At 35.9% G+C, this 1,350-nt stretch carries 3 protein-coding genes; 1 reads left to right on the forward strand and 2 read right to left on the reverse strand.

The window, feature by feature from the left end; translation table 11 throughout:
• Both AB0I11_RS34385 and AB0I11_RS34390 read right to left on the reverse strand, forming a co-directional pair.
• On the reverse strand, window positions 1-382 hold a 382-nt coding region (locus AB0I11_RS34385; RefSeq protein ID WP_357330117.1), incomplete at its 3' end, for a polysaccharide biosynthesis C-terminal domain-containing protein.
• Window positions 383-440: 58 nt separating this feature from the next.
• Window positions 441-1,121 carry an IS6-like element ISS1N family transposase gene (locus AB0I11_RS34390; protein WP_043737811.1) on the reverse strand — a complete coding sequence of 227 codons (681 nt, stop codon included), beginning with the start codon at window positions 1,119-1,121 and terminating at the stop codon, window positions 441-443.
• A gap of 50 nt (window positions 1,122-1,171) precedes the next feature.
• Here AB0I11_RS34390 and AB0I11_RS34395 point away from each other — a divergent pair, with 50 nt between their 5' ends.
• A complete protein-coding gene (locus tag AB0I11_RS34395; protein ID WP_160166399.1) occupies window positions 1,172-1,315 on the forward strand; it encodes an IS3 family transposase in 144 nt (47 codons plus the stop codon).
• The last annotated feature ends 35 nt before the right edge of the window (window positions 1,316-1,350 follow it).

The raw sequence follows: 1,350 nt of genomic DNA on the forward strand, positions 1-1,350 counted from the left end.
ATAAAATTGTACGCTGATTAACCACTAACATGCCACAAAATAATAGGGCAAGGCATAGATACAAGACTTTACTCGGCAGATAAAATAAACAAAGAATTTGTACCAAAATGATCACAAAATTACTTATAAAAGTTCGCCATTTAATCTGAATCACCACAAATTTTTGCGTATCCTTGACACGAAATAAAAACGTTGTTAAGAATCCAAGCATTGAAGCTAATCCAGCACCATTCAAGCCAAATAATGGAATAAGTAATACTTGTGCAATGACACAAACGATTGCTCCAAATAAAAATGTGATAAATCCTCCTGTAGTTTTTTTAACTACAATATAACTTGTTTCAAAAAAATTTGCAAAGCTAGAAAATAATGCTGAGAGCATGAAAGGTTCTGTTGCGAAGTTTGAAAATCAAACGCGCTCTCTCTGAACTCCAAATATCTTAGGCTGTTATTCCCATTAATACCTTGATTTCAGTAGACACCGAAAAGCCGAAGAGCGTTCCATTTCTTCGGTTCTTTTTATATATTCCTCGAAGGGTCTCCATGCCCTTAATCGTGGAAGAGGCTGTACGGAGACTTTGATAAAATTTATTCCGTCGTTTAATAGGTCGATGGTCTTGTTCTATTAAATTGTTAAGATACTTCACAGTTCGGTGCTCTGTCTTAGTATATAAACCCACACTCTGTAACTTTCTAAAGGCGGAGCCAAGAGAAGGTGCTTTATCAGTCACAATTGCTTTCGGCTCACCAAACTGTTTATGGAGTCGTTTTAAGAAAGCATAGGCTGCTTGCGTATCCCGTTTCTTTCGTAACCAGATATCTAAGGTTAAGCCGTCCGCATCAATTGCACGATAAAGATAATGCCAACGTCCCTTAATTTTGATATAGGTTTCGTCCATTTTCCATGAATAGAAGGATTGTCTATTTTTCTTCTTCCAAAGATAATAGAGGACTTTGCTGTACTCTTGCACCCAACGATAAATCGTAGTATGACAAACATTTATTCCACGATCATATAACAATTCCTGAACTTCACGATAGCTTAGATTGTAACGCAGGTAGTAACCAACAGCGACAATAATGACGTCTTTTTTGAATTGTTTGCCTTTAAAATGATTCATTACTCTGTCCTCTCTGTCTTTTTTCTCAATTTTACACTAAAATAGATTTTTTGGAAAACTTTGCAACAGAACCTATTGGAGAATTCAAGGAAATCACAAAGAATTACGTCGATTGGTTTAACAATCGACGAATATTACAGAAAACAAAAGGCATGACTCCCTGCGAATACAGGGAACATGCCTTAGCAGTTTAAAAATATTCAATTTTGTCTTGCACTTTACGGCTCAT

It is taken from the genome of Micromonospora sp. NPDC050495, from assembly GCF_040655175.1.
GTDB lineage: Bacteria > Actinomycetota > Actinomycetes > Mycobacteriales > Micromonosporaceae > Micromonospora.